Source organism: Kitasatospora sp. CB01950 (genome assembly GCF_001905465.1).
GTDB lineage: Bacteria > Actinomycetota > Actinomycetes > Streptomycetales > Streptomycetaceae > Kitasatospora.
On the sequence record NZ_LISX01000033.1, the window covers coordinates 1 to 4828 of the forward strand.

General features: G+C 72.2%; 7 protein-coding genes. 4 read left to right on the forward strand and 3 right to left on the reverse strand.

The genetic code is table 11. The features are described from left to right. Positions 1 to 303: 303 nt before the first annotated feature. Positions 304 to 654: a TlpA family protein disulfide reductase gene (locus AMK19_RS34000; RefSeq protein WP_073819451.1), complete on the reverse strand. Its 351-nt coding sequence runs from the start codon at positions 652 to 654 to the stop codon at positions 304 to 306. A gap of 348 nt (positions 655 to 1002) precedes the next feature. Here AMK19_RS34000 and AMK19_RS34005 point away from each other — a divergent pair, with 348 nt between their 5' ends. Then, positions 1003 to 1770, forward strand: coding sequence for a lysophospholipid acyltransferase family protein (locus AMK19_RS34005; RefSeq protein WP_073819453.1), 768 nt, complete (start codon positions 1003 to 1005; stop codon positions 1768 to 1770). Positions 1771 to 1858: 88 nt separating this feature from the next. Here AMK19_RS34005 and AMK19_RS34010 read toward each other — a convergent pair whose 3' ends face one another. Further along, positions 1859 to 2359: a MarR family winged helix-turn-helix transcriptional regulator gene (locus tag AMK19_RS34010; protein WP_073819455.1), complete on the reverse strand. Its 501-nt coding sequence runs from the start codon at positions 2357 to 2359 to the stop codon at positions 1859 to 1861. A 70-nt stretch (positions 2360 to 2429) separates the two neighbouring features. Between AMK19_RS34010 and AMK19_RS34015 the strand changes: the two genes are divergently transcribed. Further along, positions 2430 to 2990 (forward strand): carboxymuconolactone decarboxylase family protein, encoded by a 561-nt coding sequence (locus AMK19_RS34015; RefSeq protein ID WP_073819457.1) that lies wholly within the window; start codon positions 2430 to 2432, stop codon positions 2988 to 2990. A gap of 24 nt (positions 2991 to 3014) precedes the next feature. Next, positions 3015 to 3380 carry an SCO4402 family protein gene (locus AMK19_RS34020; protein ID WP_073819459.1) on the forward strand — a complete coding sequence of 122 codons (366 nt, stop codon included), beginning with the start codon at positions 3015 to 3017 and terminating at the stop codon, positions 3378 to 3380. Positions 3381 to 3539: 159 nt separating this feature from the next. On the opposite strand, the gene AMK19_RS34025 is transcribed toward AMK19_RS34020, so the two are convergent. Beyond that, complete coding sequence (locus AMK19_RS34025; RefSeq protein ID WP_241844727.1) at positions 3540 to 3908, reverse strand: VOC family protein; 369 nt, start codon at positions 3906 to 3908, stop codon at positions 3540 to 3542. 144 nt (positions 3909 to 4052) lie between these two features. On the opposite strand from AMK19_RS34025, the gene AMK19_RS34030 reads away from it, so the two are divergent. Next, on the forward strand, positions 4053 to 4778 hold the full coding sequence (locus AMK19_RS34030; RefSeq protein WP_073819463.1) for a hypothetical protein: 726 nt from the start codon (positions 4053 to 4055) through the stop codon (positions 4776 to 4778). Positions 4779 to 4828: the final 50 nt, after the last annotated feature.

Sequence of the window (4828 nt, forward strand, 5' to 3'; positions counted from 1 at the left end):
AACGATCCTCAAGCTCACGGCCTGCTCTCCTGTTACTGGTCCGATCCGGCGGCTGCGGCTGCGTCCGTGCGTGTCGAGCGGTCTCGGCACACGCGCGGGGGCCGCGGTCCGGGCGGCTCGCGCCGGTACCCTCCGGAACTCCCCGGCAGCATACTCATGAGTAGCTCAGCCGTCACTACTCGCCAGTAGCTTACGCTGCCGCAGGTCCGGCCGGGCACGGTCGCCGCCGCCTTGGCCCATCCTGCCCCAGGGCGGCCCGACTGCCACCTGACCTGGCACCAGATCCGCCTGTGAGATTGAACGCTAGACGGCCTCGCCGAGTGCCACGATCACGTCCACCCGACGCGGCTGGCCTGCCGCCCGACGCACCACCCGGCCCCCCGCGTCCAGCACCAGCACGGTCGGGGTGCGCAGGATCTCCAGGCGGCGCACCAGCTCCAGCTGCGACTCGGCGTCCACCTCCACGTGCGCCACCCCCTCGACCATGCCCGCCACCTCGGCCAGCGTGCGGCGGGTCGCCCGGCACGGCTGGCAGAAGGAGGTGGAGAACTGCACCAGCGTCGCCCGCTCCCCCAGCGCGGCGCCGAGCTCCGCCCCGGTCAACCGCACCGCTCCGCCCTCACCCTGCACCGCGCCGCCTCCCGTCGAACTCATCACCGACCCAGTGTGACAAACACCGCGCCGGGCCCGGACAGTCCGCCCGGCACCGCTGTCATGACCACTCTCCGTACCGCCTCCGACCTCCGCCGACCTCCGCCGCGGCAGCCCGGAACACCGCCTCGGCCCGTCGCCCGGGCCGCCGTTCCACCCCATCCGATACCCGGCCCGCACCCGCCGGACCGACCTGCGCGGTGCGCGGGCGTGACAGACCTTGCCCGTTCGGGGGATTATCGGGGGGAAACACCCGTGGCCGCCGCGGCGTGCCGCGACCCGTCGGCCCTGCCACCACGCCCCGGGATCCACCGCACCGGGCAGCAGGCCCGTGGGAAGTAGGACTGACCCGTGGCAGAGTTCGTGTACCCGCCGGTGATCCGCACCGCGCTCACCGCGTTCAAGGCGCTGGACCTGCGGATCTCCATCGTCGGCGCCGAGCACGTCCCCGCCACCGGCGGCGCCGTCCTGGTCAGCAACCACATCAGCTACCTGGACTTCATCTTCGCCGGCTTCGGCGCCTACCGGGTGGCCCGCCGCAAGACCCGCTTCATGGCCAAGGACGACGTGTTCCGGCACAAGATCTCCGGCCCGCTGATGCGCGGCATGAAGCACATCCCGGTCGACCGCACCGACGGCCAGCCCGCGTACGAGGCCGCGGTCAAGGCGCTGCGCGAGGGCGAGGTGGTCGGCGTCTTCCCCGAGGCCACCATCAGCCGCTCCTTCATGCTGAAGAAGTTCAAGACCGGCGCCGCCCGGATGGCCGCGGACTCCGGCACCCCGCTGCTGCCCGTCATCCTCTGGGGCACCCAGCAGCTGTGGACCAAGGGCCACCCGAAGACCCTGACGAAGCGCCACGTCCCGGTCACCATCATGATCGGCGAGCCGATCCACCTCACCGAGGCCGACCGTCCCGTCATGGTCACCCGCCGCCTGCGCGCCGCCATGTCGGAGATGCTCGACCGCGCCCAGCGCGAGTACCCCGCCAAGCCGGCCGGCCCCGACGACGCCTGGTGGGTCCCCGCCCACCTCGGCGGCACCGCCCCCACCCTGGAGCAGGCCGAGGCCGAGGACGAGGCCGAAGCCACCGCCCGCGCGGAGCGCCGCGCCGCGCGCTGACCGCCGGCACCCTTCCGGCCCGCCGCCCGCCGCCCGCCGCCCGCACTGACGGGGCGGCGGGCCCTCGGCGTTCCAACACCGGTTCCGCTCAGCCGGCGAACCAGCCCGCCGCGTCCAGCCGGAAGCCGGACGGCCCGGTCAACTCGGCGATGCCGTCCTCCAGTTCGCGCAGCCGCTGCTCGCCCAGGGCCGCCGCCCAGCGCCCGCGGATCTGCTCGAAGACCACCGCCGACCGGGCCAGCACGTCCAGCCCGCGCGGGGTCAGCCGCACCACCTTGCGCCGCGCGTCGCCGGGATCGTCCGCCCGCTCCGCGTAACCGAGCGCCTCCAGCCGGTCCACCGTCTTCCCGGCGGCCTGCTTCGACACCCCCAGCCGACGGCCGATCTCGCTCGCCGTCGCGCCTTCCATCCCGATCGCCTGCAGCGCGAAGCCGTGCGCGGGCCGCGCGTCGGGGTGTCCCTGCCGGGCCAGTTCGGCGTGCAACTCGTCGATGATCGTGCGGAATCCGGCGAACAGCAGCAGCGGCAGCTCGAACCCATTGCGCCGATCGACAACCTGGTTTACGTTTTGGTCAACCACGTTGTCCATTCTAGGACGCGCAGCCGAGGAACGCCCCCGGCCGCCCCGGCACGCCTTCCGCCACCCGAAAGGGACCACCATGTCCACCACCACCGGCACCGCCCAGTACTTCCCGACCCTCACCCCCGAGACCGCCCCGCCGGCCGCCCGCCGCTCCCTGGAACAGGTCACCCGCCACCTCGGCCACCTCCCCGAGGCCGCCGGACGCCTCGCCCATGCACCTCAACTCCTCGACGGCTTCCTGAAGTTGACCGCGCTCTTCGATGCCACCGAGCTCGACCCGCTGGTCCGCGAGACCGTCGTGCTGACCATCGCCACCCGCAACGGCTGCCACCTCTGCGTGGCCATGCACACCGCCACCCTCACCCGACTCGCCGCCGACCCCGAACTGATCGCCGCCCTCCGCGCCCAGCAGCCCCTCCCGGACGCCCGTCTGGAGGCCGTCCGATGCTTCGTCCACTCCGCCCTCGACCACACCGGCGCCGTCCCCGAACCCGACCTCGCCGCCCTCTTCGCCCACGGCTTCACGCCCCGCAACGCCCTGGAGATCGTCCTCGGCATCGGCGCCTACACCCTCTCCACCTTCGCCAACCGCCTCACCGGCGCCCCGGTCGACCCCCAACTCGCCCCCTACGCCTGACCTTCCACCCGGTACGCTCCCCCGGTGATCGACCGCGGCCTCACCCTCCCCGCACTCCGGCACCAACTGGTGACCGCGGTCCTCACCCTGGCCGCCTCCGGCCTCCAGGACGCCGACTTCGACCCGGCGCCGCACCTGGCCACCCTCCTCACCGACGCCTGCGACGCCACCGCCCCCGTCCCCTGGCTCGGCCACACCCTCCGCACCCCCGAGGAGGCCGCCCTCACCGCCGACCTCGGCACCGCCCTCCGCGCCCACCTCACCGCCCTCCCGCCCGACCCCACCCTCACCGACCACCTCCACGCCCCCACCTGGCCCCCCATCACCACAACCGCCGCCCACCTCGCCCGCCTCCTCCTCCACAACGACCACCAGGCCCACACCCCCTGACCGGCACAGCCTCGGGACCCCGCACCGCTACGCCCCTCCCCGAGAGACCCCGGCCGGCCCGCCACCGGCCCGCATGCCCTGGCCCTCTCACCACCCCCGCCGCCCTCTCCGCCCACAAAAAGGGGGCCCCGACCGAACCGGGGCCCCCACCACATCCCATCAGCGACCCGGGCCGTCACCCTCGCCCGGCAGCGTGTCCGGCAGCACGAAGTGCGGGTTCTCGATCAGCCCGACCACCGCCCCGGCCGGCTCCACCACCGCCGCCACCCGAATCCCCCCACCGACTTCCTGCACCGCCTGCCGCACCGTCGCCCCCGCGGCCACCACACCCTTCAGCGCCACATCGACGTCCCGCACACCCCAGTACGTCACCGGCCCGACCGCCGGATCCCCGTTCGGATCGAGCGACAACTCGTAACCCCCGACGTTGAAGCCCACATAGAACGGCTCGTCGAAGTACGGCTCGAATCCCAGCACCGAGGACCACCACGCCTTCGCCGCAGCGAGATCCGGCGCAGGATAGATCACCGTCCGAAGCCCAAGAAACACGTCAACACCCTTTCACTTCAACCCAGTTCTTCCCACCGCGAGCGTACGACCCCACACCGACACCCCCCTCGCCCCAGCTCCGACATCGCTTCCCCCGTCGGTCCAACCTGCTTGGATCGGCGCATGACCACGGACTGGCCGACCCTCAACGACGCCTGCGGATCGGCAGCACACGTACCGGCCCTGCTGGACAGCTTCGAAGCCGACCAGGCCGGCGTCTGGTCGGAGCTACTGGACCACCTGTGCCCGCACCTGGACACCGCCTACCTCGCCGGCTTCGCTGCACTGCCCAGACTGGCCACCCTCGCCACGCGCACAACCACGGAGGACCGCCCCTGGGTGCTGCTGGCAGCAGGGGCAATCATGTCCTGCGCCCCCACCGGCGACGCCGTGTTCGAGAACCTGGCGACACCGCTCGCAGACCTGCGCCGACTGACGGACCAGCTCCTCCCGGCAACCGCGGCCCCGGAGGACTACATCAGCCTGCTGCAGGCCCTGCTGTCGTTCGAGGGCGTCGAAATCTGGGACCGCTGCCTCGAAGGCCTGCAGACCGGCGAATACGAAGTCGAATGCCCGTACTGCGGCGTCAACATACTCCTCGCACTCGGCGAGGACGAGTGCTTCGCCTCCAGCGACGACCACCCCCTGCGCGATGCAGAGAAAACGCCCCTTCGCCCTTCCGCCCCCGAACAGTTGGAGGGCCTGGCGAGGCGCCTGTACAACCGCGCGCTCGCCGACGGCCAACAGCTTGTGGCACAAGGCCTGCCGTACCTGTTCGGCTGCGCCACCTGCCCTGACTGCGGAACCGCATTCTCAGTGGCCGACCGGGTCTCAGCCCGCTGGCGCTGAATCACAGAAATACCCGAAAATGGTCCGGGAACGCGAAAAAGCCCCCCGCC